This is a genomic window from Flavisericum labens (assembly GCF_045446075.1).
In the GTDB taxonomy this organism is placed as follows: domain Bacteria; phylum Bacteroidota; class Bacteroidia; order Flavobacteriales; family Flavobacteriaceae; genus Flavisericum; species Flavisericum labens.
Map to the genome: position 1 here is coordinate 312,155 of NZ_JBJJBQ010000003.1, position 23,524 is coordinate 335,678.

Annotated in this window: 22 protein-coding genes; 15 read left to right on the forward strand and 7 right to left on the reverse strand. The window is 35.0% G+C overall.

Features of this window, described 5'->3' with window-relative positions; translation table 11 throughout:
- The first annotated feature begins 167 nt into the window (after window positions 1–167).
- The 4 genes from ACIEHO_RS07910 to ACIEHO_RS07925 are packed head-to-tail and all read left to right on the forward strand — an operon-like array spanning window position 168 to window position 4,084.
- A complete protein-coding gene (locus ACIEHO_RS07910) occupies window positions 168–995 on the forward strand; it encodes a prephenate dehydratase (protein ID WP_406970402.1) in 828 nt (275 codons plus the stop codon).
- On the forward strand, window positions 992–2,137 hold the full coding sequence (locus ACIEHO_RS07915; protein WP_406970404.1) for a pyridoxal phosphate-dependent aminotransferase: 1,146 nt from the start codon (window positions 992–994) through the stop codon (window positions 2,135–2,137). The genes ACIEHO_RS07910 and ACIEHO_RS07915 overlap by 4 nt, the downstream gene beginning before the upstream one ends.
- A 2-nt stretch (window positions 2,138–2,139) precedes the next feature.
- On the forward strand, window positions 2,140–2,991 hold the full coding sequence (locus tag ACIEHO_RS07920) for a prephenate dehydrogenase (protein ID WP_406970406.1): 852 nt from the start codon (window positions 2,140–2,142) through the stop codon (window positions 2,989–2,991).
- A gap of 10 nt (window positions 2,992–3,001) precedes the next feature.
- A complete protein-coding gene (locus tag ACIEHO_RS07925) occupies window positions 3,002–4,084 on the forward strand; it encodes a chorismate mutase (RefSeq protein WP_406970408.1) in 1,083 nt (360 codons plus the stop codon).
- Window positions 4,085–4,137: 53 nt separating this feature from the next.
- Here ACIEHO_RS07925 and ACIEHO_RS07930 read toward each other — a convergent pair whose 3' ends face one another.
- Window positions 4,138–4,584 (reverse strand): hypothetical protein, encoded by a 447-nt coding sequence (locus ACIEHO_RS07930; RefSeq protein ID WP_406970410.1) that lies wholly within the window; start codon window positions 4,582–4,584, stop codon window positions 4,138–4,140.
- A 90-nt stretch (window positions 4,585–4,674) separates the two neighbouring features.
- Between ACIEHO_RS07930 and rsgA the strand changes: the two genes are divergently transcribed.
- The 10 genes from rsgA to ACIEHO_RS07980 all read left to right on the forward strand — a co-directional run bounded on the left by rsgA (window position 4,675) and on the right by ACIEHO_RS07980 (window position 15,589).
- Complete coding sequence (gene rsgA, locus ACIEHO_RS07935) at window positions 4,675–5,625, forward strand: ribosome small subunit-dependent GTPase A (RefSeq protein ID WP_406970412.1); 951 nt, start codon at window positions 4,675–4,677, stop codon at window positions 5,623–5,625.
- Between the two features lie 3 nt (window positions 5,626–5,628).
- Complete coding sequence (dtd, locus tag ACIEHO_RS07940; protein WP_406970414.1) at window positions 5,629–6,081, forward strand: D-aminoacyl-tRNA deacylase; 453 nt, start codon at window positions 5,629–5,631, stop codon at window positions 6,079–6,081.
- Complete coding sequence (locus tag ACIEHO_RS07945; protein ID WP_406970416.1) at window positions 6,081–6,611, forward strand: metal-dependent hydrolase; 531 nt, start codon at window positions 6,081–6,083, stop codon at window positions 6,609–6,611. Before dtd ends, ACIEHO_RS07945 begins: the two co-directional genes overlap by 1 nt.
- Window positions 6,612–6,672: 61 nt before the next feature.
- Entirely contained in the window at window positions 6,673–8,586 is a 1,914-nt protein-coding gene (locus ACIEHO_RS07950; protein ID WP_406970418.1) for a DUF3857 domain-containing protein, read from the forward strand.
- A gap of 17 nt (window positions 8,587–8,603) precedes the next feature.
- Window positions 8,604–10,619, forward strand: coding sequence for a transglutaminase domain-containing protein (locus ACIEHO_RS07955; RefSeq protein WP_406970420.1), 2,016 nt, complete (start codon window positions 8,604–8,606; stop codon window positions 10,617–10,619).
- Complete coding sequence (locus ACIEHO_RS07960) at window positions 10,619–10,945, forward strand: nucleotide pyrophosphohydrolase (protein ID WP_406970422.1); 327 nt, start codon at window positions 10,619–10,621, stop codon at window positions 10,943–10,945. The genes ACIEHO_RS07955 and ACIEHO_RS07960 overlap by 1 nt, the downstream gene beginning before the upstream one ends.
- Window positions 10,946–11,034: 89 nt before the next feature.
- Window positions 11,035–12,261: a 3-phosphoshikimate 1-carboxyvinyltransferase gene (locus ACIEHO_RS07965; protein WP_406970424.1), complete on the forward strand. Its 1,227-nt coding sequence runs from the start codon at window positions 11,035–11,037 to the stop codon at window positions 12,259–12,261.
- 70 nt (window positions 12,262–12,331) lie between these two features.
- The gene (queA, locus tag ACIEHO_RS07970) at window positions 12,332–13,381 is read left to right on the forward strand and encodes a tRNA preQ1(34) S-adenosylmethionine ribosyltransferase-isomerase QueA (protein WP_406970426.1); all 1,050 of its coding nucleotides are present in this window, start codon (window positions 12,332–12,334) and stop codon (window positions 13,379–13,381) included.
- Window positions 13,382–13,532: 151 nt separating this feature from the next.
- On the forward strand, window positions 13,533–14,573 hold the full coding sequence (gene rlmN, locus ACIEHO_RS07975) for a 23S rRNA (adenine(2503)-C(2))-methyltransferase RlmN (RefSeq protein ID WP_406970428.1): 1,041 nt from the start codon (window positions 13,533–13,535) through the stop codon (window positions 14,571–14,573).
- A 38-nt stretch (window positions 14,574–14,611) separates the two neighbouring features.
- Window positions 14,612–15,589, forward strand: coding sequence for a polyprenyl synthetase family protein (locus ACIEHO_RS07980; RefSeq protein WP_406970430.1), 978 nt, complete (start codon window positions 14,612–14,614; stop codon window positions 15,587–15,589).
- Window positions 15,590–15,601: 12 nt separating this feature from the next.
- Here ACIEHO_RS07980 and ACIEHO_RS07985 read toward each other — a convergent pair whose 3' ends face one another.
- From ACIEHO_RS07985 to ACIEHO_RS08000, 4 genes are all read right to left on the reverse strand, one after another.
- Window positions 15,602–16,552, reverse strand: coding sequence for a transglutaminase family protein (locus ACIEHO_RS07985; RefSeq protein ID WP_406970432.1), 951 nt, complete (start codon window positions 16,550–16,552; stop codon window positions 15,602–15,604).
- Window positions 16,553–16,563: 11 nt separating this feature from the next.
- Entirely contained in the window at window positions 16,564–17,490 is a 927-nt protein-coding gene (locus ACIEHO_RS07990) for an alpha-E domain-containing protein (RefSeq protein WP_406970434.1), read from the reverse strand.
- 24 nt (window positions 17,491–17,514) lie between these two features.
- Entirely contained in the window at window positions 17,515–18,957 is a 1,443-nt protein-coding gene (locus ACIEHO_RS07995; protein ID WP_406970437.1) for a circularly permuted type 2 ATP-grasp protein, read from the reverse strand.
- 370 nt (window positions 18,958–19,327) lie between these two features.
- On the reverse strand, window positions 19,328–19,708 hold the full coding sequence (locus ACIEHO_RS08000) for a DoxX protein (protein WP_406970439.1): 381 nt from the start codon (window positions 19,706–19,708) through the stop codon (window positions 19,328–19,330).
- A 268-nt stretch (window positions 19,709–19,976) separates the two neighbouring features.
- Between ACIEHO_RS08000 and dnaG the strand changes: the two genes are divergently transcribed.
- Entirely contained in the window at window positions 19,977–21,935 is a 1,959-nt protein-coding gene (dnaG, locus tag ACIEHO_RS08005; RefSeq protein ID WP_406970441.1) for a DNA primase, read from the forward strand.
- On the opposite strand, the gene ACIEHO_RS08010 is transcribed toward dnaG, so the two are convergent.
- Both ACIEHO_RS08010 and nadE read right to left on the reverse strand, forming a co-directional pair.
- On the reverse strand, window positions 21,930–22,562 hold the full coding sequence (locus ACIEHO_RS08010) for a response regulator (RefSeq protein WP_406970443.1): 633 nt from the start codon (window positions 22,560–22,562) through the stop codon (window positions 21,930–21,932). The genes dnaG and ACIEHO_RS08010 overlap by 6 nt on opposite strands.
- A gap of 95 nt (window positions 22,563–22,657) precedes the next feature.
- Window positions 22,658–23,455 (reverse strand): NAD(+) synthase, encoded by a 798-nt coding sequence (nadE, locus tag ACIEHO_RS08015; RefSeq protein ID WP_406970445.1) that lies wholly within the window; start codon window positions 23,453–23,455, stop codon window positions 22,658–22,660.
- Window positions 23,456–23,524 lie beyond the last annotated feature (69 nt).

Genomic DNA, 23,524 nt, shown 5'->3' on the forward strand with positions numbered 1-23,524 from the left:
CATATTTTAACAACTATTTCTTTTTTAGCGGAAGAAACGAGGCGTTGTATGTATAATTTATAAACATAAATTAGAATATGAGTCTCGATGAAAATCGGGACTTTTTTTTGTCAAGAATTGGTTGAAAAACATTTAATATTGAATCGCAAAGCAAATAAAATAATAAGGTGATAAAAACGGTGGCCATACAAGGAATCAAAGGGTCTTTTCATCATATTGTGTCGCAGCAATTTTTTGAAAAACCTGTAGACTGTATCGACTGTTTAACTTTCGATAGGGTGGTTGATGCATTGATTACAGAAGAATGCGATGCTGCTATTATGGCTCTTGAAAACTCTATTGCCGGTTCAATAATTCCAAATTATGCCCTTATTGACAAATATCACTTACATATTGTTGGTGAGCATTATTTAGATATTCAGCACAATTTAATGGTTTGGCCCGGCCAAAACATTGACGACATAAAAGAAGTGTATTCGCACCCCATGGCTTTGTTGCAATGTAAAGAGTTTTTTAAGGGATACCCACATATAAAATTGGTTGAAGATAAAGATACAGCCGAGGTGGCAGAGCGCATTCGCGAAAAAGAGCTGAAAGGTGTCGGAGCCATTGCCAGCATTGCGGCTTCCGAGATTTTTGAGCTAGACATTTTGGCACATAGTATACAAACTATTAAACATAACGAAACCCGTTTTGTTATAGTTAAACGTGTGAATTCTGAAGTTCCTGAAGATGAAATCAATAAAGCTTCGGTTAAGTTTGAGGCCAATCACAAACGAGGTAGTTTAGCAACTATTTTAAACGTTATGAGTGATTGTAAGTTGAATTTAACCAAAATACAGTCGTTGCCTATAGTGGAAACACCATGGAAATATGCTTTTTTTGTAGATGTTACGTTTGAAAGTTATGAAGATTTTAAAAAGGCCAAATCGTTAATCAATATTATGGCCGATGGCTTTAAAGTTTTAGGAGAATATAAAAACGCCAAGTTATGATAGAGGTAGCTAATAGGTTGCAAACAGTTGAAGAATACTATTTCTCGAAAAAATTACGGGAGGTAAACTTGCTGATAGCAAATGGAAAACCCGTTATTAATTTAGGTATTGGTAGCCCAGATTTACAACCGCCTAAAAAGGTTTTGGATGCAATTTTGGCTAGCTTTAGTAACCCAGGGGCGCATAAATACCAGAGTTACCAAGGGCTTCCGGAGTTAAGAGAAGCTATGGCTAAGTTTTATAAGTCGCATTTTTCGGTGAACCTGAGTCCTTCAACAGAAATTTTGCCTTTAATGGGAAGTAAGGAGGGAATCATGCATATTTCAATGGCCTATTTAAATAAAGGCGATGAAGTTCTTATCCCCAATCCGGGTTACCCAACATACCAATCGGTAACTAAATTGGTCGAGGCAAAAGGCGTGCTTTACGAATTGGACGAAGCCAACGATTGGTTGCCCGATTTTGATGCACTGGAAAAGCAAGATTTAAGTAAAGTAAAGCTTATGTGGGTCAATTATCCACATATGCCAACAGGTGCCAATCCAACCGAATCGTTGTTTGAAGATTTGGTAGCATTTGGCAAGCGCAACAATATTTTAATTGTAAACGACAATCCATACAGTTTCATTTTAAATGATTCACCCAAAAGTATTTTGAGTGTAGAAGGAGCCAAGGAAGTTTGTTTAGAACTTAATTCGTTAAGTAAAACCTTTAACATGGCAGGTTGGCGAGTAGGTATGGTTGTTGGAGATAGCACCCATATCAACAATATTTTAAAGGTAAAGAGCAATATGGATTCTGGTATGTTTTACGGCATACAAAAAGGAGCTATTGAAGCCTTGAAATGCTCAAATATGTGGTTTGCAACATTGAACAATGTATACCACGAGCGTCGGCAGTTGGTTTGGAAATTGGCTGAGGCCTTAAATTGTACTTATGATCAAAATGCATCCGGACTTTTTGTTTGGGCTAAGTTGCCTTCCTATTTAAAGTCTGAAGAGTTTATCGATTTGGTCCTCAAGGAAAACCATATTTTTATCACGCCAGGAACCATTTTTGGAAGCAAGGGTGAGGGCTACATTAGGTTTTCGTTATGTGCATCAACCGAAGTATTACAAGAAGCTATTGAAAGAGTAAAATAAGAATGAAAAATATATACGCCATAGGAGTTGGATTAATTGGAGGTAGTTTGGCTATCGACATCAAAAAGAATGACCCCAATGTGGTTATTCATGGTGTGAGTAGAAAACAAACGACGCTTGACCAAGCTTTGTCACTTAATTTAATTGACAAAAAAGCCTCTTTGGATGATATTGAACATGCCGATTTGGTTATAGTATCCATTCCAGTTGATGCAACAGTAAAACTATTACCTTCAATTTTAGATAAAATACCAGATACAGCATTGGTTGTAGACGCAGGTTCAACTAAAGTAGATATTTGTAAGGCTGTTGAGAACCATCCGAAGCGAAGAAATTTTTTGGCTATGCATCCCATTGCAGGTACAGAACATTCAGGGCCAAGTGCGGCAGTGGAAGGGTTGTTTGTGGGTAAAACCAATATTGTTTGCGAAGTAGAAAAAACAACTTTCAAATTACAGGAAAAGGCTTTGAAATTATTTGCAGATATCGGCATGCGCATTCGTTATATGAACCCTGAAGCACACGATAAGCATATTGCCTATATGTCGCATCTATCACACATTAGTTCGTTTATGTTGGGTAAAACGGTTATTGAAAAAGAAAAGAACGAACGTGATATTTTTGACATGGCAGGCAGTGGATTTGCTTCAACGGTGCGTTTAGCCAAAAGTTCACCCGAAATGTGGACCCCTATTTTTAGACAAAACAAAAGAAATGTTATTGAAACGCTCGAAGAATACATCTCAAATCTATCACATTTTAAAGAAATGATGAACCAAGATGACTTTGAAGGCATTTTCAATGAAATGAAAAACACCAATCACATAAAAGATATTTTAAAAGGAATTAGTTAAGAGTAAAATTATGGAAAACAAAAAAGAAATGAGAACATGGTTAGATGATTTAAACTTAGATCATCCGTTAGTAATTGCAGGACCATGTAGCGCCGAAACAGAAGAGCAAGTATTAAAAATAGCTCACGAGCTTAAGGATACTGATGTAAACTATTTTAGAGCAGGTATTTGGAAACCAAGAACACGTCCTGGTAATTTTGAAGGTGTTGGTGCTTTAGGATTAAAATGGTTGCAAAAAGTTAAAGCTGAAACTGGTATGAAAGTTTGTACAGAAGTAGCTAATGCTGCTCATGTGAAATTAGCTTTAGAGTATGATGTTGATTTATTATGGATTGGTGCGCGATCAACAGTAAGCCCGTTCATTATGCAAGAAATTGCAGATGCACTAGATGGAACTGATAAGCCCGTGTTAATTAAAAACCCAGTAAACCCAGATCTGTCGTTGTGGTTAGGAGGTATTGAAAGAATTTATTCTTCTGGTGTTAAAAATATAGGGGCTATCCACAGAGGATTTTCAACTTACGAAAAAACAAAATACAGAAATAACCCTGAGTGGCAATTGGCTATCGAGTTTCAAAATAAATTCCCCGATATTCCTTTAATTAGTGATCCATCGCATATTACAGGAAAACGAGATATGATTTTTGACGTGTCGCAAACGGCTTTAGATTTGAATTATGACGGATTGATGATTGAAACGCATTATGATCCAGATAACGCATGGAGTGATGCTGCACAGCAGGTAACGCCATCAAGTTTGGTTCAAATTATGAAAGATTTAAAAATTAGAAAGGAAACCGATTCTGAAGCAGCTTACAACAAAGCGCTGGATAATTTGAGAGCACAGATTGATGTGGTTGACAATCAAATTATTGATTTGTTAGGAAAACGAATGAAAGCAGCTGATGGTATCGGTGAATTGAAAAAGAATAAAAACGTAGCTGTTTTACAATCTAAGCGTTGGAACGAGATTTTAGGAAAAATGGTTCTAGAAGGAGAAGAGCACGGATTGAGTGAAGAGTTCATTTTAAGAATGTTTAAGGCTATTCACCAGGAATCGATTAATCATCAGGAAAAGGTTATTAATGGTTAATACAATTAAAAAAAGCCTCGCATTGCGAGGCTTTTTTGTCTTTATAAAATAAACTATTTGTTTCTTTTAAAAATATAACGGGTAATAAAAATACCTTGGTTATCCCCTTTCCCGGCACTTTCAACGGCACTGGTTACAAAAGCCAATTCCCAGCCTTCTTCTATCATAGTATTTATTTTTGACGTAATAATGGCATCATTGGCAGCTATATTTTGAAACCGGATACCTCCTAAGTTAAAAAAGTTTAACAGTTTGGTTTCATCAAATTCTTTAACTCTTATTTCGTCCCGTTTCGACTTGTTTCTTGTATTATCATCTTCAGTTTGAGTTGTAGTAAACTCTTTGTAATCTTTGTCTTCATTGGCACTTATTATTCTGGAGCGGCCCAGTCCGTTTGGAACAATCGATTCTACACTGGTTACCACTTTATACTCTACTTGTGCGCTGGTTTCAATAAAGGCAAATAAAGAAATACTTAATACGATTATAAGTTTTTTCATGTTGTTGTTTGTTTTTTTTTAGATTTTAGGCACTAATATAGTCTTTTTCTTAAATTGAAAAGTCGTTAATTTGTAGTATAATTGTTTTTAATGACGGGAAGTGTTTATAAATCTACGGGTAGTTGGTACACGGTTAAAACCGAATTAGGGCATACGTATCAGTGTCGTATAAAAGGTAAATTTAGAATAAAAGGTATTAAAAGTACCAACCCAATTGCTGTTGGCGATGTTGTAGATTTTGAACTAGAAACCGATAACAACCAAGAATCGGGCATTATTTATAATATTCATGATCGAAAGAATTATATCGTTCGAAAATCGGTAAACTTATCGAAGCAAACTCATATTATTGCGGCCAACATCGATCAGGTCTTTTTGATGATTACCATTAACAATCCGCCAACTTTAACGAGTTTTATTGATCGGTTTTTAGTAACCGCCGAGGCTTATTCGGTCAAGACCGTTCTGCTTTTTAATAAAATAGATACGTACGACCAAGAAACGTTAGACGATGTAAGATATTTGGCGCATGTTTACAGAAAGATAGGTTACGAATGTATTGGGGTATCGGCCAAAACAGGAAAAAATATCGAAAAGGTAAAGGCTTTAATGGAAAATAAAGTGAGTTTATTTGCTGGGCATTCGGGTGTAGGTAAATCTACTTTGGTCAACGCCATTGAACCTGGTTTAAATATAAAAACCAAGGAAATTTCAACCTTGCACATGCAAGGTCAGCATACCACGACATTTGCCGAAATGTTCGATTTAAGTTTCGGTGCAAGAATTATCGATACGCCCGGAATAAAAGGCTTTGGTGTTGTTGATATGGACAAAGAAGAAGTAGGGGATTATTTTCCTGAGTTTTTCGCTTTAAAACAAGATTGTAAGTTTAATAACTGCTTACACCTAAACGAGCCCAAATGTGCCATAAAAAAAGCATTGGATGAAGGTGAAATTGAGTACTCAAGATACCGTAGTTATTTGCAGATTATTGAAGGCGAGGAAGAAAATTATAGAACTGATATCTGGGATAAAGAATAGGCTATGAAAGTATTAATACAGCGAGTTACGAGGGGAAGTGTAACCATTGAAGGTGAAAAAGTGGCTTCTATAAATACAGGTTTTTTAGTGTTGCTCGGTATTGTTAATGAAGATAATCATAAGGATATTAAATGGCTTTCAAACAAATTGGCAAATCTGCGTATTTTTGGCGATGAAAACGGCGTGATGAACCGTTCTATTATGGACATAGATGGAGATGCCATTGTTGTAAGTCAGTTTACCCTTCATGCGGCAACCAAAAAAGGAAACCGACCAAGTTATATAAAAGCAGCCAAGCCGGATGTAGCCATTCCGTTGTACAAGAGTTTTGTGAACCAATTCCAAACCGATTTGGGTAAAAAAGTCCAAACGGGTGAGTTTGGTGCTAATATGAAAGTAGAGCTGATTAATGATGGCCCGGTAACTATTATCATCGATTCAAAAAATAAAGAATAATGCCATCGGTTTTTGGTCATAGTGCTGTTGGTTACACTTTGGCTAAATTGTTGGATTCCAAAAATTCAAAATGGCTCCTTTTGGCTGCCATCTTTTCGACTAATCTGCCAGATTTTGATGTGCTAGCCTTTAAATTCGGTATACCGTACGAGCACCCTTTCGGTCATCGAGGATTTACACATTCGGTTATTTTTGCATTTATATGGGCAGTAATTTTAATGTTTGCTTTTGGTAAAAACCGCAAAATGTTATGGTTTTTAGTGGTTTTCGTGGGCACCTTATCACACGGTATTTTTGATGCCATGACTTCTGGGGGGAGAGGAGTTGGCTTCTTTATTCCAATTGATAATAGTCGTTATTTTTTTCCTTTCCGTGATATTAAAGTTTCACCAATTGGGGTAGATCGTTTTTTTTCTGCTTGGGGAATAAAAGTACTTTTTAGCGAAATTAAATATATTATTTTTCCATGTTTTCTTATATTAGCTGTAAGATTTTTATTTCTAAAGTTGAAAAGGATGGAAAAACGGTGAAGCATGACAAAACTCATCTTTTATCAGAAAGTGCTTTTTTACTTTTAGCTAAATTGTAATTATGAGATTATTGTATCTGCCCAAGGTTTTATTTTTTTTTATTGCTCTTCAAGGTTTTACACAAGAAAATTTATATACAAGTTTAACGATTCCTACACCGCTTTCACAAGAGGCTAATGCCGTGATTAGGCTAGACGATTTGTTTATAAATCTAGAATCATCAAATGAAATGCTTATTCGCAGAAAACGCATTATCACCGTTTTAAATAAGGCTGGAAACAAAAGTGTTGATGCCTATGTGTATTATGATGATAATGTGAAAATAAAAGGATTAGAGGTAAAGGTTTATAACAAGTTTGGTGCTAACATAAAAAAAATCAGAAAGAAAGATTTTAAAGATGTTAGTGCGGTTGATGGCGGTACATTATATACTGATTCTAGGGTGAAATTTCTGGAATACACACCTACAGATTATCCTTACACGATTGAATTTATTTGCGAAACCCAAACCAACAATACTGCTTTTATTCCACCCTTTACTCCGGTTTCAGATTACTTTGTTAGTGTAGAAAATAGCAGCTATGATATAATTTTTCCAGAAAATATTAACGTTAGAAAAAAGGAAAAAAACCTTGAAGGCTATGATGTTAACAAAGAGGAGATGTCCAGAGAACTCATTTATCAAATAAAAAATTTGAATTCTTTTAAGCCTGAGGAGTACAGCCCGTCAGTTAATGATATAGCCCCGAGGGTTTTGTTTGCGGCTGAACAATTCACATTGGAGGGCGTTGCGGCGGAAGTTAAAGATTGGAATACTTTTGGTAAATGGATGTACCACGACATTATAAAAGAAACCCATGATTTGCCAGAAAGCACTATAAAAAAAGTAAAGGATTTGGTCAAGAATGAAACCAATGATTTGGATAAGGCAAAAAGAATTTATCAGTATGTTCAGGATAAAGTACGGTATATCAGCGTGCAGGTAGGGATTGGTGGGTGGAAGCCGTTTAAGGCTTCTGAAGTGGATGCGCTGGGTTATGGAGACTGTAAAGGTTTGACCAATTATACCATGTCATTATTAAAGGCTGTTGGAGTGGAGTCTAATTACAGTGTTATTTATGCAGGTAAATCACAGAGAAGTGTAGAAAATGATTTTGCAGCGATGCAAGGTAACCACGTTATTTTATCTATTCCTTTTAATGGTAAAACTGTATGGCTTGAATGTACTAGCCAAAAACTTCCTTTTGGTTTTATTGGAGATTTTACAGATGACAGGGATGCCCTTATAATTACTCCAGAAGGAGGTAAAATCGAGCATACCAAAAAATATAAAACCGAAGAGAATTTACAAGATATAAAAGGAAGCTACAAAATAAATAACGATGGCGGTTTAGAAGCAGAAGTCCAATTAATATCAAGAGGTATTCAGTACGACGATAAGTATTGGCTAGAAACCGAAACAGAGCGCGATTTGGATATGCACTATAAAAAAAGGTGGAAATACATAAATAGTATTGTTATTAATGATATGACCATTGATAACGATAAATCCACAATTTCGTTTAAGGAAACTGTAACTTTTAAAGCTCCAAATTATACCAAAAAAGCAGGTAGTAGAATGTTGCTGACCGTTAATGCATTCAATAGAAGTACTCACATTCCAGATCGATATCGGAATAGAAAATATCCTTTAAAAATAAGAAGGGGTTTTATTGATAATGACGAAGTAGAAATAACCCTGCCCTCGGGTTATTCTGTTGAAGGCCTGCCGAAAAATATTGAAATAGAAAATAAATTTGGAAGTTACAAGGTTTCATTCACCAAAAAAGATGAAACTAAACTGGTTTACAATCGGACATTTATAGTTAACGATGGTGAATATCCCAAAGAGGACTATAAAGCATTTAGAGAATTTTATAAAGAGGTTGCAAAAATGGATAATGCCAAAGCAGCCTTAATAAAGAATGAACTATAAAACCAAACAAACTAAATATGAAGACCACCACCTTATTCTTTATGCTATGTTTCAGCATATCGGCGTTTTCGCAAAATTACAAATTCGGAAAAATTTCAAAAGAAGAGCTTCAGGAAAAGTTTTATCCATTGGATTCTTCTTCAGCTGCCGCTTTTTTGCATAAAGAGAGACTAACGTATATCAAATACAGGCAGGGAGAAGGTTGGTATATGCAAACCGATGTACATGAGCGTGTGAAAATATATAACAACGAAGGCTTTGATTATGCCACCAAACAAATTAATTTACATGTGAGCAATAACGAAGAAGAAAACATATCGGGAATAAAAGGTTCTACTTATAATCTAGTTGGGAATAAAATTGAAGATACCAAGTTAGATAAGCAAAGTATATTTAAAACCGAGTTGTCAAAATTCAGAAATCAAGTTAAGTTAACTATGCCGAATATAAAAGAAGGTTGTGTTATTGAATATAAATATTCTATTATATCACCTTTTTATTGGTATGTTGATGATTATGTGTTTCAGCATGATATTCCGATTAAAAATTTACATGCCAAATTTGAATCACCAGAGTATTTCAATTTCAAAATTAATTCAAAAGGCTATTTTCCCGTTAAACCTGTTTATGGTAAAAAGCGGGGAGTTGTTAGGTTTAGAACTGTAACAAGGGCGTCTTCAAGTTTAAGTGGCGGTTCAGCCTCTTCCAGTATTAATAATTCTGAATTTGATTTTATATTAAACACTACAACGTATGATCTTTCTGATGTACCCGCATTAAAAGACGAACCGTATGTGAACAATATTAATAATTATCGTTCTACCATTGAATATGAGTTGTCGTATACCAACTTTCCGCAATCACCTCTAAAGTATTATGCTACTACTTGGGAAGATGTGGTTAAAACTATTTACAAAAGTGATAATTTTGGGAAAGAGTTAGATAGAAGTGGGTATTTTGAAGGTGAAATAGATGCTTTAACAGCCGGTGCATCTAGCCCAATGGAAAAAGCGGCTTTGGTTTACAATTTTGTAAAATCGCATATGTCATGGAATGGTTATTATGGTAAATTCACAGACGAAGGTGTTAAGAAAGCATTTCAGGCAAAAACGGGTAATATAGCCGACATAAACTTAATGCTAACAGCTATGCTTCGTTATGTTGGATTAAACGCAAACCCTGTACTAGTTAGCACAAGGCACAACGGCGTGCCCTTGTTTCCAACGATTGATGGCTATAATTATGTGATAACAGCCATTGAATCACCACAAGGAATTTTATTATTGGACGCAACCAATCCTTACGGCGTACCAAATATATTGCCAGTCCGAGTTTTGAATTGGGAAGGACGTATTGTAAGAAAGAACAAAAGTTCTTCAACTATTAACCTATATCCAAAACAAAAATCGAAAAATGCGGTAACTATGATGGTAAGTTTGAGTGATAGTGGTGTTTTAGAAGGAAATATTAGGTCTATAAGAAATAGCCATTTTGCTATGTCCTATCGGACAAAGTATTTTGAAACCGACCCTGATCAGTTTTTAGAAAAATTAGAAAACAGATATGGAGGTATTGAAATATACGGTTTTGAAGTGAAAAATGACAAAGATTTATCGAAGCCAGTTATGGAGTCTTATAAGTTTTCTCTCGAAAGTCAGGCAGATATAATAAATGATAAAATATACTTTTCGCCTTTGTTTTTTCTGAGATCTAAGGAAAACCCGTTTAAACTAGAAAAACGAGAGTTCCCCGTGGATTTTAGTTATCCAATAAGTAAAAAATATATGGTAATTGTTAATTTACCCGAAGGGTATAAAGTGGAGTCTGTACCTGAACCAGCAGCTATGATGCTGCCCGATAATTTAGGGGCGTTTAAGTATAATTTGCAGGCTAAAGACGCTCAAATCCAAATTATTGTCGAGGAGGAAATTAATCAAGCCATTATATCGCCTATTTACTATGATGCTTTAAAAGCGTATTTTAGCAAACTCATAGAAAAAGAATCAGAGCAAATAGTTTTAACCAAAGCATAATGGATATAAAAAACGCCCAAAAAATAGTTGACGATTGGATAAGCGAACACGGTGTACGTTATTTTAATGAACTAACAAACATGGCACAACTTACCGAAGAAGTAGGTGAGGTAGCAAGAATAATTGCACGTCGTTATGGCGAACAAAGCGAAAAAGAAAGTGATAAGGATAAAGATTTAGGTGAAGAATTGGCTGATGTGCTTTTTGTAGTACTGTGTTTAGCCAACCAAACAGGGGTAGACTTGCAGGCTGCTTTTGATAAACGAATGGACAAAAAGGCAAAACGAGACCATGATAGGCACCATAATAATGAAAAATTAAAATAAATTATAAGTATCTTTGGGCGCTTCTTTTAAAGAAGCGCTTTTTTTGTTTGTCAAGTATAACTGGGCATCAATCATGTTAATTTTTTAAAATGAATTTTACGCTCCACAAATCGCAATTAGCGAATCAAAAATCTCAAATAACCATAACGGGCTCAAAAAGCGAGTCTAACCGATTGTTACTATTGCAAGCACTTTATCCAGAGTTTAAACTCGAAAATGTTTCCAATTCAGACGATAGTAACTTAATGACGAATGCACTGGCTTCGGGTGAAAAAATTGTGGATATCCACCACGCGGGAACAGCTATGCGATTTTTAACTGCTTATTTTTCCATTCAAGAAGGCAGGGAAACCATTTTAACGGGTTCAAAACGGATGAAAGAACGCCCCATTAAAATATTGGTTGAAGCATTAAAGGAATTGGGAGCAGATATCAGATATGAGGAAAACGAAGGTTTTCCACCTATAAAATTACAGGGAAAAAAGCTTACTAAAAATAAAGTATCTTTAAAAGCTAACGTAAGTAGCCAGTATATTTCTGCATTATTACTTATAGCTTCCAAATTAGAAAATGGAATAGAATTAACCTTAGAAGGTGAAATTACTTCGGTGCCTTACATAAAAATGACCTTGGCGTTATTGGATGAAATTGGTGTAGAATCCTCATTTTTAGGTAACATAATTACCGTAAAACCATCAACTAAAAACCAACAACCAAAAACCTTAACTGTAGAGTCCGATTGGTCATCGGCATCCTACTATTTCAGTATTGTTGCCCTTTGCGATGTAGGGACAGAAATTACACTCTCATCGTATAAAGAAGATTCGTTACAAGGTGATTCTTCATTGGTGGAAATCTATAAGCATTTTGGTGTCTCAACTGTCTTTAACGGAAATAGTATGACTTTAAAAAAGGATGCTACCAATTTTAAACCATTAAACTTAGATTTAGTAAACGCACCAGATATTGCACAGACCATTGCCGTAACGTGCTTTGCGTTAGGCATGCCTTGCAATTTAACAGGACTTCACACTTTAAAAATTAAAGAAACAGACAGGTTGGTGGCTTTAAAAACTGAAATTGAAAAATTGGGAGGTGAGGTGAATATCACCGATAAATCTTTACACCTTTCAGCTTCAAACCAGATAAAAGAAATGGTGCCTATAGCCACATATAATGATCATCGAATGGCCATGGCTTTTGCGCCATTAGCCCTAAAAACATCCTTGGTTATTGAAGATGCCATGGTGGTTTCAAAGTCATATCCAACCTTTTGGGACGATTTAAAATCCATCGGGTTCCAAATAAGCAAATAATAATCACATATTTACTTGACAACCCCTGCTTTCAGATTGTATATTTGCAGCTTTATCAAAATATAAATAAATGAAATTATCAAATTTTGGGTTCGAATTACCGAACGAATTATTAGCAGAATATCCAGCAGAAAATAGAGATGAATCTCGTTTAATGGTTCTGAACAGAAAAGAACAAACCATCGAACATAAAATGTTTAAAGATTTAATCAACTATTTTAATGAAGATGATGTGTTGATTCTGAATAATACCAAAGTGTTTCCTGCAAGATTATTTGGAAATAAAGAAAAAACAGGTGCCAGAATCGAAGTGTTTTTGTTAAGAGAATTAAACGAAGAACAGCGTCTTTGGGATGTATTGGTAGATCCAGCAAGAAAAATAAGAATTGGTAACAAATTGTATTTTGGTGAAGATGAGACTTTAGTAGCCGAAGTGATAGACAATACCACATCACGAGGTCGTACATTGCGCTTTTTGTATGATGGTTCATACCGCGAATTTCGTTTAAAGCTTAATGAGCTTGGCGAAACACCACTTCCAAAATACATAAAAAGAGATGTTGAGCCAGAAGATGAAGATCGTTACCAAACCATTTTCGCAAAAAATGAAGGTGCTGTAGCTGCACCAACAGCAGGACTTCACTTTTCAAAGCACTTGTTAAAGCGTTTAGAGATTAAAGGAGTGAATTTTGCCGAAGTAACGCTACATGTTGGATTAGGTACATTTAATCCGGTAGAGGTTGAAGATTTGTCCAAACACAAAATGGACAGCGAGGAGTTGAAGATTAACGAAAAAGCAGTTGAGATTGTTAATAAGGGAATACAAGAAAAACGCCGTGTTTGTGCTGTTGGAACCACTGCCATGAGAGCAATTGAAAGTGCCGTGTCATCAAACGGTATGCTTAACGAATTTGATGGTTGGACCAACAAGTTTATCTTCCCGCCTTACGATTTCAGTATAGCCAACTGTATGGTAACCAATTTCCACACACCAAAATCAACTTTACTGATGATGGTTTCAGCATTTGCAGGCCATGATTTCATAAAACGTGCCTACGAAGAGGCTGTTAAAGAGCAATATAAATTTTATAGCTACGGTGATGCCATGCTAATAATATAATCCAAATTGGGATTAACAAAATACAAGAGGCTGTCTAAGAACAATGGGCAGTCTCTTTTTTATTTTGGACAAGCTTCTTCTAATGACTTTATAACAAGAGTTTCCTCCTTTGGAGGATTAAGGGGGCTTTTTTCACTATTTTTGCAATCTAATGAGCACCGATAAAAAAGACATAAGGGCGTTAACCAAAGAACAACTTCGCGACTTTTTTGTAAACCAAGGCGATAAAGCCTTTCGAGGAAATCAGGTATACGAATGGCTCTGGCAAAAATCGGCGCATACTTTTCAAGATATGACCAATATATCGAAAGAAACGCGCCAAATGCTGGAAAATCATTTTGTAATCAATCATATTCAGGTTGATACTATGCAGCGAAGTAACGACGGAACTATTAAAAATGCCGTACGTTTGCACGACGATTTGGTGGTTGAATCTGTGCTTATTCCTACTAAATCCAGAACAACAGCTTGTGTGTCCAGTCAAGTGGGATGCAGTTTAGACTGTAAATTCTGCGCTACGGCTCGCTTAAAGCGCATGCGCAACTTAAATCCAGACGAAATTTACGACCAAGTGGTAGCCATAGATAACGAAAGCCGTTTGTACCATAACCGCCCTTTAAGCAATATTGTTTTTATGGGAATGGGCGAGCCACTCATGAACTACAACAATGTTTTAAAAGCTATTGAAAAAATCACTTCACCTGAAGGTTTGGGTATGTCGCCAAAACGTATTGTAGTTTCAACTTCAGGAGTGCCTAAAATGATTAAAAAAATGGCTGATGACGAAGTGAAATTTAAGTTGGCCGTTTCGTTGCATTCGGCCATTGATGAGGTGCGTACGTCCATTATGCCTTTTAATGCTACTTTTCCGTTAAATGATTTGCGTGAAGCTTTACAATACTGGTACTCTAAAACTAAAAATAGAATTACTTACGAATATGTGGTTTGGGATGGCATTAATGACAAAAGAAAAGATGTTGATGCTTTAGTGGAGTTCTGTAAATTTGCACCAAGCAAAGTAAATCTAATTGAATATAATCCCATTGATGATGGCGAATTTCAGCAGGCTAATTCAAAAGCTTTAGATATATATGTAAAGGTTTTAGAAGCTAGCAATATTACGGTCACGGTTAGGCGGAGTAGAGGGAAGGATATTGATGCCGCTTGTGGGCAATTGGCTAATAAAAATTGATAAAGGTTGCGCGTGAAATATTATCTTTGGTTTTCTAAATGAAAATAGTAGAGCAAATAAAACAGCCTGTAGCTTTTGAAATGGATCTTTTTGAACAAAAGTTCCAACTTTCGATGTCCAGTAAGGTAGCTTTGCTTAATCGGATTACCCACTATATTGTGAATAGAAAGGGTAAGCAAATGCGCCCCATGTTCGTATTTTTGGTAGCTAAAATGGTCTCCAATGGCGAGGTGAGCGAACGAACCTACCGAGGAGCTTCCGTTATTGAGTTGATACATACCGCGACTTTAGTACATGACGATGTTGTTGACGATAGTAATAGACGACGGGGGTTCTTCTCTGTAAATGCGCTTTGGAAAAATAAAATAGCCGTTTTAATAGGCGATTTTCTATTGTCAAAAGGCTTGTTGCTGTCTATTGATAATAATGACTTTGATTTACTGAAAATTATTTCCATAGCCGTCCGTGAAATGAGCGAGGGCGAGTTGCTTCAAATTGAAAAAGCCCGAAAGCTTGATATTACCGAGGAGGTTTATTACGAAATTATTCGTCAAAAAACGGCAACTTTAATAGCGGCATGTTGTAGTTTGGGCGCTGCCTCGGTAAAACCAGGATCAATTTATATAGAATCGATGCGTAAGTTTGGTGAACTTATTGGTATGGCTTTTCAAATTAAAGATGATTTATTTGATTATGGTGATGCCCAAATAGGAAAACCGACAGGAATAGATATTAAAGAGCAGAAAATGACGCTGCCTTTAATTTATGTGTTAAATAAATCATCTAAAAAGAATAAGAGCTGGTTGATAAACTCAATTAAAAACCATAATAAAGATTCAAAACGAGTAAAAGAAGTGATTGCTTTTGTAAAAAATAATGGCGGTTTGGATTACGCCATAAATAAGATGAAGCAATTTCAAGATGAAGCTCTGAACCTTTTAGAGAATTACCCTGAATCCGAGTACAAGAACTCACTAAAACTTATGGTCAATTATGTGATTGACAGAAAAAAGTAGTTCGTATTTATTTTACTGCTGCTGCTGCTGATGTTGTTGTCGAAATTCTAAATTACGTTGAAAACTATTACCGTTCTCTGAAACAGAGGTTGCTTGCGGTGTATCTGTACTTTGATATTTTTCGGTTTTTACTTCAACGGATACTTCCATTTGGGATTCAACGTTGCCTTTAAAAACACCTTTTACCGGGGAGCAATCACTATAATTTCTGCCTATAGCCAGTTTTACATGGTTCTCATCTGCAATCGCATTATTTGTTGGGTCTATACCCAACCAACCATAAAATGGAATGTACGCCTCAATCCAAGCGTGTGTAGCACCTTCGCCACGCGTTATTTCGTCATTAGGACAAATGTACCCGCTTATATAGCGCGCAGGAATGCCCAACATTCTAACCATTTGCAATAAAATATTAGTAAAATCCTGACATACACCGGCTTTCAATTTCCAAATATCATCTAACTCGCTGTGAATATTTGTAACGCCTATTTTGTACTTAAAGTTATCGTAAACATACTCGCAGAGCTCCAAAACGGCCTTATAAGGCGATTTAGATTTTAAGTTTTTCGCTTTAATAATTTCGTTAGCTTCAGGGCTTCCATCGAATTTTTTATATCTTAAAAAATCAATAAATGCTACATTGTGTTTTATGGAATCCAAGTTTTCCCATTGGCTTTCAATGTCAACAGAATCATCAGGAAATAACCTGCCTCGGGTTTCTACTTCTATTTCTGAGGTTATACTTAGTTCGTAATGGGGCTCCGTTACCATAAAAGTACCTACCCGGTTATAAAAGAAATCAAAAAAAGTTTCAATGAACGGGTCATTTGTAATAGATAGAAGATGGGAATTTACTTTCTGAAAAGCATCATTAATTGGGTGTAACCTTATAAATGTGGCACCATCTATCACCTTATCGGAATAGCTGTATTTTGTGTTATGTTTTATGTAAAAAGTAGCCATGTGGGTTTAAATCAATTGTTTTGGGAAAAGTACACTGCATTTATATTTAATGATATGTTTCTGATGTCCTCTTTTATGCCGTCAATAAAATTTGTTAGTCCAATGTTATTGATATTTTCAATGGTCGTATATTTTATTTGACTCTCTAGTTTCCCGAGTAAAAATTCTAAATTATTTTTTTCAAGTTGTTCTGCTTCAATAAGTCCATTTATATGACGGTTTAATTTTTCAATACAATAATAAACAGATCTGGGAAACAGCCTGTCTTGAAAAACCATTTGTATAACATGATCTTCATTAAAGGTAGATTTATGCGTTTTTAGATAGAGCTGATAACCACCGATGGATAAAAGCAAGTTTTTCCAATAAAAGCTTTTTTCTAAATTATCAGTTGTGTTTGCTATTTCTTGGAGCTTTAATCCTGTAAAATCTGAAATTAGCATGACACGCTCAAGATACTTGCCAACATTCATAAAATAATATGAAGGCCCTCGTTCTTGTGTAATATCGCAGGTGCCGCTATACACTAAATGATGGTTTTTTAAATCTTCAAGAAACTGTACGGGATCTTCTTCTTTTAACTTATTTGGTAAATCTTTGTTTGTAAGGTACAAATAATAACTATTAATGCATAACCATAGTTCCCTTGAAATATGCTCTTGGACGCTTCGGGCATTCTCTCTTGCCTTTGTTACAATATTTAAAATAGAGTTTGAATTATCTGTGTTAAATACCATAAAATTGATGCATTCTAGGGCATCCTCCGTGTAAAATTCATTATCATAGGGAGTGAAATTCTTTATAATTGGTGACCATGAGAATAATTCCGGCGAGTCCTGATTTGCGTAAAAATTCACTTTGAGTAAACCTAAAATTCCATTTCCGCGTTCCATGTATCTTTCTAACCAAATGAGGTTATTTGCTACTCTACTTAACATATATTACATATTAATTTATGGATATTAATCTATTACCCAAGTATCTTTACTGCCACCTCCTTGAGAACTGTTAACAACAAGCGACCCCTTTTTTAAGGCAACCCGTGTTAAACCACCGGGGCAAATATCTATTCCATCTCTTCCAGAAAGGGCAAAAGGTCTCAGGTCTATACACCTAGGAGACAGTTTTCCATCTATATAACACGGTGCTGTAGATAGTTTTAAGATGGGTTGGGCAATAAAATTATCCGGTTTCTTTTTTACATTATCAAGATAATCTTTTATTTCTTCATCTGAGGCTTCATGCCCCATTAACATACCATAGCCACCACTTCCATCGGTTTTCTTAATAACCATGTCTTTAACATTCTTGGTTACATAGTCCAAATCCTCTGGTTTTCCCAATTGGTAGGTCTCAATATTTTTTAAAATTGGATCTTCCTCTAAGTAGTACTTTATCATATCTGGCACAAAAGTGTAGATTGCCTTATCGTCTGCTATGCCTGTTCCTGGAGCATTAACAATGTTAACATTGCCTTTTCTATAAGCAGCCATGATACCTGCAACACCTAAAACACTTTTGGCGTTAAATTCCAAGGGGTCTAAGTAATCATCATCAACACGTCGGTAAATAACATCCACTTGTTGTAAGCCATTTGTTGTTTTCATGTAAACAATATGGTTTTTTACAACCAAATCGGTTCCCTCAACCAATTCAATGCCCATAAGCCTAGCCAAGGTTGTATGCTCGTAATACGCAGAATTGTAAATTCCAGGTGTTAAAAGCACAATATTGGGATTTGCTTTATCTGAAAGCTCTTTAAGTTTTTTGTACAATACGTTTGGGTATTCTGATACCGAACGAACTTTACTTTTTGGCAAAATGCCAGGGAACAATCGCTTTGAAATTTCTCGGTTTTCAAGCATGTAGCTCACCCCTGACGGCGTTCTTAAATTATCTTCAAGTACATAAAATTCACCATCATTATTGCGGATTAAATCAACACCTGAAATATGAACGTAAACATCATAAGGTACTTTTACGCCTTTCATTTCGCGCAAAAAATAGGGGCAGGAGTATATTAAATCGGCAGGGATAATGCCATCATTAATAATATATTGGTCATGGTATATATCTTTAATAAACAGATTTAACGCCCGCAAACGTTGTTTGATTCCCAATTCAATTTTAGTCCACTCCTCGGAGGTAATAATTCTTGGAACAATATCAAAAGGAAAGATTTTTTCAATACCCTCATTGTCATTATAAACCGTGAAGGTAACACCTTGGTTCATAAACAACTGTTTTGATAAATCTTCTTTTTTAGTAAGTTTTTCGGCAGAAGTGCCTTCAAGATATTTTACAAAGCCTTCATATTGTAATCTGAAATTAGCTTCGTCATTATACATTTCGTCCCATGTTTTAGGAAGCTTGTCATAAGATGAGAAAAGATTATTGTTTTTCATAGGCTAATGATATCTTATCAAATATAAGTAATTGTTGATGTAATTTCAATCAATTTAAACTTTACTTAAATAAAATTTAGCAATTATTAGAATTTAATAAAAATTCTATTATTTATTGATTTTAGGTGCAGATTTTTCAAGGATAATTATTATTGCTACCAATTATGGACCTAATTGATTTTGTAACGCCCTTAGTTATGATGTGAACTGGATTATATGATTAAGAAATAGATAATAGAATTTTTGAGAAGGTTATAAATTCGTATGAATCATAAATATAGATGCTATGCGTTAGTGTTGATTAGCTTCTGTATATAAGCAGCTAATTATTACTTTGAAAAAGATAGGACTCTAATTTTTTTAAAATCAGTTAATTAAATAATGGCTGATATTTTTTCTTGAAATTTAATATTAGCAGTACATTTAAAATTGCAACAATTAATGCAGGCCAAATTTTTATTAAATCGTTGTTTGAAATATTAAAAACCAAGAATGAAATAGTTAACGGAAACAACACTATTAAAATAAAAGGTGTCCATTTATTTATAACTAGTAAGAATCCAATCAAAATTTCAAAAATGTACAGAAAGGGCAAATAGCCAACTACTGCATCAATAAAATCCCTGGTGTTTTCAGGCATTTCTCCGTAAGTAAATGGTATAAAATGAATAAATTGGTTTAGCGCATATACAATTAGAAATAGCCCCAGTATAATTCTTAACCATTTAGATATGTTATCTTTTGTTTCCATAGGTCTTATGTTTTTAATTAATTATAAAGTTGATTTTGAAATCATGCTTAAGATACTTTAAGCGTTGTAAATAAAACATGATTAATGTCATATGCAAAAAGTGTTGTAAACCATTTAATTGAACTTTTTTTAACTTTTGAAGTGATTTATAAATTTCTAAAATGAATAGTTTATATTACTTTTACATGCATTCCCATGAAGAGGGGAAACCGGGATATAATATTTTGTAATAAATATAATTTCTTATTTCAATAAAACAACTAACAATTTGATATCAAATTCATCTATAGACGAAGTGTTTGAAACCGCCCGTGTTGAGGAGGTTATTGGCGATTTTGTTCAACTTAAAAAGTCAGGAAGTAATTTTAAGGGTCTGAGTCCGTTTAGTGATGAGCGAACTCCCAGTTTTATGGTTTCTCCAGTGAAGCAAATTTGGAAAGATTTCTCAACCGGAAAAGGCGGTACAGCCGTTTCGTTTTTAATGGAGCATGAGCATTTTACTTATCCAGAGGCCATACGTTATTTGGCTAAAAAGTATAATATTGAACTTGAAGAAACTGAGCAAACCTCTGAGCAAAAGGAAAAAGCTGATGAGCGTGAAAGCTTGTATTTAATAAATGAATTTGCCAATAAATATTTTCAAAATATTCTATACAAAACCGATCAGGGAAAAAGTATTGGTTTAAGCTATTTTAAAGAACGCGGTTTTACCGAAGAAACTATAAAGAAGTTCGATTTAGGTTACTCACTTGACGAATGGCAGGCCTTTACGGATGAAGCTTTGAAAAAAGGTTATAATATTGATTATCTTGAAAAAATAGGTCTTACCATTGTTAAGGAAGAAAAACGTTTTGATCGCTTTAAAGGTCGCGTAATGTTTCCTATAAAAAGTATGAGTGGCCGTGTTCTGGGTTTCGGGGGGCGTATTTTAGTCACAGATAAAAAGGCTGCAAAATATCTAAACTCACCCGAGAGTGATATTTACCATAAAAGCAAAGTGCTTTATGGTATTTATAATGCGAAACAAAGTATTTCTAAAGAAGATAATTGTTATCTGGTTGAAGGTTATACCGATGTTATTCAGTTTCATCAAGCAGGAATAAAAAACGTGGTGTCCTCTTCTGGTACAGCTTTGACTTCAGAGCAAATTCGATTGATAAACCGGTTGACCAAAAACATCACGGTACTTTTTGACGGTGATGCTGCGGGGTTGCGCGCTTCGCTTCGAGGCATTGATTTGATTTTGGAACAGGGTATGAACGTCAAGGTATGTACATTCCCAGAAGGTGAAGACCCTGACAGTTTTGCTAAACATAACACCATTGAAGAACTTACTGAATACCTTTCTGAAAATGCCAAGGATTTTATTCAATTTAAAGCTTCAATATTGTTTGAAGAATCGAAAAATGACCCCATAAAAAAAGCTGATACAGTTAGGGATATTGTTAATAGCATCTCTAAGATTCCTGATCGTATTAAAAAAGAAATCTATGTGCAGGAATGTGCCAGGATTATGGATATTAGCGAAGAGGTGTTGTTTAGCACCTTAGCGCAAATTGATAAAAAGGATTTTCAGGAAGAAAATAAAAAATTTAAAACCCAACAAAAGGCCTTTGAGGTTATTAAGCACCAGCAACCTCTAAAAAAGGTAGATGTTCAATATGTCCTGGAACGGAAAATCATTGAAATCTTATTGCTTTATGGAAATAAAACCGAAGATTTTGAAGATTTGGTACTAAAGGAAGACGATAATGGCGATTTGGGTTTAAAGCCAGAAATACACCGTGCTAAGGTATTTGAGAAGGTGTTTTTGGATTTACAGGATGATGAAATGCAGTTTTCAAATCCGCATTTTCAAACCTTATATTATACGGTTATTGAAAGGCTTAACCAAGATGCCGAATTTGAGCTAAAGAACTTTGTCAATTCTGTTGACCAAGATATGGCTAATGAAATAACTACCATCCTAATGGATGATGAGCGGTATTCTCTTGATAATTGGAACCGAATGAATATTTATCCAAAAGAGAAACAGCACAGCATTGCCCAACTTGTGAGCGAGACCATTTTAAGTTTAAGATGTTTTTTAATCGATCAAAAGGTAAAAGAGTTTCAGCACGAAACTCTTAAAAATAAAATAGACTCGAATAGAAATGTACTTGAAGAAGTAAAAGACTATTCAAGTCTAAAAATGTTATTATCTAGAAAATTAAATAGGGTATTATGATACCTCCTGGCTTAACTTTGCCTGGTTAACTAAATCTACTAAGTTAGTAACTTTTAATTTTCGCATTAAGCGAGCTTTATATGTACTAACCGTTTTTTCGTTAATATCTAATTCTTTAGAAATTTCCTTGTTCTTTTTACCAATGGTTAACAGCTTTAAAACTTCTGCTTCACGGGTAGAGAGCTTTTTGTAGTAATTTCCACTTTTGCTAGATCTTGTGCCAAAAGCCAATTGTTGGGTTAACTCATTACTTAAATAAATGCCACCATCGTGAACTTTGGTAATGGCTTCACTAATGGTAATAACATTTTCCGATTTATTGATATATCCAGAAGCACCAGCTTTAATGGCGTTAATGGCATAAACTTCTTCGGGTTGCGCACTTAGAATAACAGTTTTTACATCCGGATGATCATTTTTTAAATACCTAAGCAATGTTAAACCATTTAATTTTGGCAAGTCTGCTTCAGTTAAAAGAATGTCTACAGGGTTTTTTTTTAAAAATTCTAAAATGGCTTCGCCATTGTCTACACTTCCAACAACTTTTATGTTGGGAGATGCTGAAAATAGGACTTCTAGTCCCTTTCTCGTAATTGGGTGGTTGTCTGCTATTAATAAATTTATCATAATTGAAAGCTTTTTTAGATAACTACTTGATAGTTGAGAGATAGTTAAGGTTGAGAGTTTAAGCTTAATGTAAATGTACTACTTTTTTGGATAATCTACAACAATTGAGCTAAATCGGTAGGAATTTCGCAAATCGGAATAGGAATCATCTTATGCTTATTGGCGTTGTTAAATCGTTTGTAAATTTTAAACACTTCTTTTTGTCTGCCGGAGAAATCATCTATGGTTTTACCTTGGTCATCCATTTTCATGGCCCATTCTAGTTCAGGATATGACGCTCCTATTTGATCTTCGTCGGTTCTGTCGTCACCCCAAAGGCCGTCGGTTGGTGCTGCATCTATAATTTCTTGGTTTATTCCTAGAAATTTGGCGACTTCATAAACTTCGGTTTTAAGCAAATCGGCTATAGGGCTTAAGTCTACACCTCCATCGCCATATTTAGTGTAGAAACCAACACCAAAATCTTCAACTTTATTACCGGTACCGGCAACCAGTAGGCCTTCTAACGCTGCAAAATAATACAACGAAGTCATTCGTAATCGGGCACGTGTATTAGCTAACGACATAAAACGTTCTTCTTCATTATCAACTGGCGGCAATGAATCTATCAAACTGTCAAAAACAGGTGTTAGGTTAACCTGGGTCATACTTACTTTTTCAAAATTTGATTTTAACCAGTCAATATGATTCAAAGCTCTATTAACTTGCGAAGGGGCTTGGTGAATAGGCATTTCTAAACATAGCAAGTTAAGTCCCGTTTTTGCACAAAGTGTGGATGTAACAGCCGAATCAATACCACCTGAAACCCCAATAACAAAACCATTAACGCCAGCATTTGTAGCATAATCTTTAAGCCAGTTTACAATATAATCTACAACTTTTTCTGTTTGCATTTTTATCAAATTTAATTCTAAGAATAGTACCTTTGCTAACAAAAATAACCCATAAGCTCAATTTATAAA

What these genes read in the sequence shown, in the direction of transcription:
- ACIEHO_RS07915 (WP_406970404.1), top strand. Translation starts at nt 992, where the DNA reads ATGATAGAGGTAGCTAATAGGTTGCAAACAGTTGAAGAATACTATTTC.
- ACIEHO_RS07920 (WP_406970406.1), top strand. Translation starts at nt 2,140, where the DNA reads ATGAAAAATATATACGCCATAGGAGTTGGATTAATTGGAGGTAGTTTG.
- ACIEHO_RS07925 (WP_406970408.1), top strand. Translation starts at nt 3,002, where the DNA reads ATGGAAAACAAAAAAGAAATGAGAACATGGTTAGATGATTTAAACTTA.
- ACIEHO_RS07930 (WP_406970410.1), bottom strand. Translation starts at nt 4,584, where the DNA reads ATGAAAAAACTTATAATCGTATTAAGTATTTCTTTATTTGCCTTTATT.
- rsgA (WP_406970412.1), top strand. Translation starts at nt 4,675, where the DNA reads ATGACGGGAAGTGTTTATAAATCTACGGGTAGTTGGTACACGGTTAAA.
- dtd (WP_406970414.1), top strand. Translation starts at nt 5,629, where the DNA reads ATGAAAGTATTAATACAGCGAGTTACGAGGGGAAGTGTAACCATTGAA.
- ACIEHO_RS07945 (WP_406970416.1), top strand. Translation starts at nt 6,081, where the DNA reads ATGCCATCGGTTTTTGGTCATAGTGCTGTTGGTTACACTTTGGCTAAA.
- ACIEHO_RS07950 (WP_406970418.1), top strand. Translation starts at nt 6,673, where the DNA reads ATGAGATTATTGTATCTGCCCAAGGTTTTATTTTTTTTTATTGCTCTT.
- ACIEHO_RS07955 (WP_406970420.1), top strand. Translation starts at nt 8,604, where the DNA reads ATGAAGACCACCACCTTATTCTTTATGCTATGTTTCAGCATATCGGCG.
- ACIEHO_RS07960 (WP_406970422.1), top strand. Translation starts at nt 10,619, where the DNA reads ATGGATATAAAAAACGCCCAAAAAATAGTTGACGATTGGATAAGCGAA.
- ACIEHO_RS07965 (WP_406970424.1), top strand. Translation starts at nt 11,035, where the DNA reads ATGAATTTTACGCTCCACAAATCGCAATTAGCGAATCAAAAATCTCAA.
- queA (WP_406970426.1), top strand. Translation starts at nt 12,332, where the DNA reads ATGAAATTATCAAATTTTGGGTTCGAATTACCGAACGAATTATTAGCA.
- rlmN (WP_406970428.1), top strand. Translation starts at nt 13,533, where the DNA reads ATGAGCACCGATAAAAAAGACATAAGGGCGTTAACCAAAGAACAACTT.
- ACIEHO_RS07980 (WP_406970430.1), top strand. Translation starts at nt 14,612, where the DNA reads ATGAAAATAGTAGAGCAAATAAAACAGCCTGTAGCTTTTGAAATGGAT.
- ACIEHO_RS07985 (WP_406970432.1), bottom strand. Translation starts at nt 16,552, where the DNA reads ATGGCTACTTTTTACATAAAACATAACACAAAATACAGCTATTCCGAT.
- ACIEHO_RS07990 (WP_406970434.1), bottom strand. Translation starts at nt 17,490, where the DNA reads ATGTTAAGTAGAGTAGCAAATAACCTCATTTGGTTAGAAAGATACATG.
- ACIEHO_RS07995 (WP_406970437.1), bottom strand. Translation starts at nt 18,957, where the DNA reads ATGAAAAACAATAATCTTTTCTCATCTTATGACAAGCTTCCTAAAACA.
- ACIEHO_RS08000 (WP_406970439.1), bottom strand. Translation starts at nt 19,708, where the DNA reads ATGGAAACAAAAGATAACATATCTAAATGGTTAAGAATTATACTGGGG.
- ACIEHO_RS08010 (WP_406970443.1), bottom strand. Translation starts at nt 22,562, where the DNA reads ATGATAAATTTATTAATAGCAGACAACCACCCAATTACGAGAAAGGGA.
- nadE (WP_406970445.1), bottom strand. Translation starts at nt 23,455, where the DNA reads ATGCAAACAGAAAAAGTTGTAGATTATATTGTAAACTGGCTTAAAGAT.